This is a genomic window from Chromobacterium sp. Panama (assembly GCF_003052555.1).
Taxonomy (GTDB): Bacteria; Pseudomonadota; Gammaproteobacteria; order Burkholderiales; family Chromobacteriaceae; genus Chromobacterium.
In genome coordinates this window covers 1-1,195 of record NZ_QARX01000006.1, presented here as the reverse complement: position 1 = coordinate 1,195, position 1,195 = coordinate 1, and the positions used below count along the sequence as shown (strand labels likewise).

The window sequence follows — 1,195 nt, the reverse complement described above, 5'->3', positions numbered from 1 at the left end:
ACGCGGCGACATCAGCGCCGGCCTGCGCCGCGAGCTGTGGTCCTTGCACACCCGTAATACGCGGACCGGGAAAGCGATGGGGCTGGAGGACACCAGTCTGCCGTTTGATGAGCAAATGCCAAGCGCCTTCAAAAACTGGACTGAGCTTCTTGAACGTAATAAAAAGCGAAAAAGCAACGGCCTACCTCCAATCGCCTCACTAATCGAATTCCGCCGCGACAGCGCCAAGCTGTCCAATCTGGATTAAGCCATGCGCGCTCTCCTGCTGATCGCCGCCCTTTCCTCAATAGCGGCCTCGACCCTTGCCAAGGACACCCTCATGAGCACCCTCAGCCCCAAACAGCAAGAGGCGCTGGCCTTCCGCTGCGTCCACCAGCAATTGCCGACACCGACGCCGGAAGCGGAGCAGCTCTTCCTCTACGCCCGCCACCTGCAAAAGAACAATCTGTTGCGGCGCAAGCCCGACGTCACGCGGCAAGTGCAGCGGCTCTACCGCATCGCCGCCGCCCATGGTCACGTCAAGGCCAATATCAATTTGCAGAATGGGCTGACCGACGGCGATTTCGCCGGCGGCTTCCGCGAAGTGCTGGCGCTGAACGACAAGCTGATGGACCTGAGCCCCGCCCCCGGCTATTACAACCTCGCCTACTACACCAGCCGTGGCTACGGCAATATCAAGCGCGACCGCGAGCTGGCGCTGCGCTATTTCCGCAAAGCCGCCGATCTCGGCAATCCGGAGGCGCAGTTCCATGTCGCCGAGTTGCTGAACCCCTATGACAAGGCCCCCGAGATTTCACGGCAGATGTATCGCTGTGCGGCGGAACAAGGGCATGGACAAGCGGGAAATGGGCTGGGAAATGATCTAGCCGTGAATAAGCGATACGCCGAAGCCGTTGAAGCCTTTCAACTCGGTGTCAAAGCAGGAAACTCTACCGCTGCTGGTTTTTTGGAAAAAGGCTTCAAAACCCCCCCTCCCGACGACGGCATGTATTACATGGCTCTGAAGTTGGACCCCGAACGCAGCCGCCGCTACCAGCAAATCGGCAAATTCCTCTACAACTACTCCTACCTGCAACCCACGGTAGAAGAAGTCGACCAGATCGTACCGCTGCCGCCGGCCCCCTTGCCGCCCTGGGACGGCGGCTTCCGCTGGCTGAAGGCCTTTCGCGGTCCTGGGCCGGCTCAGCCCAGCGAA

The 1,195-nt window shown here is 60.3% G+C and carries 2 protein-coding genes; both read left to right on the top strand.

Annotated elements, in window-relative coordinates:
* Nucleotides 1-247, top strand: a 247-nt coding sequence (locus DB032_RS24300; protein WP_199226058.1) for a hypothetical protein, incomplete at its 5' end; no start/stop codon positions are given.
* Nucleotides 248-250: 3 nt separating this feature from the next.
* Nucleotides 251-1,195, top strand: a 945-nt coding sequence (locus DB032_RS23420; RefSeq protein WP_146176798.1) for a DUF6396 domain-containing protein, incomplete at its 3' end; no start/stop codon positions are given.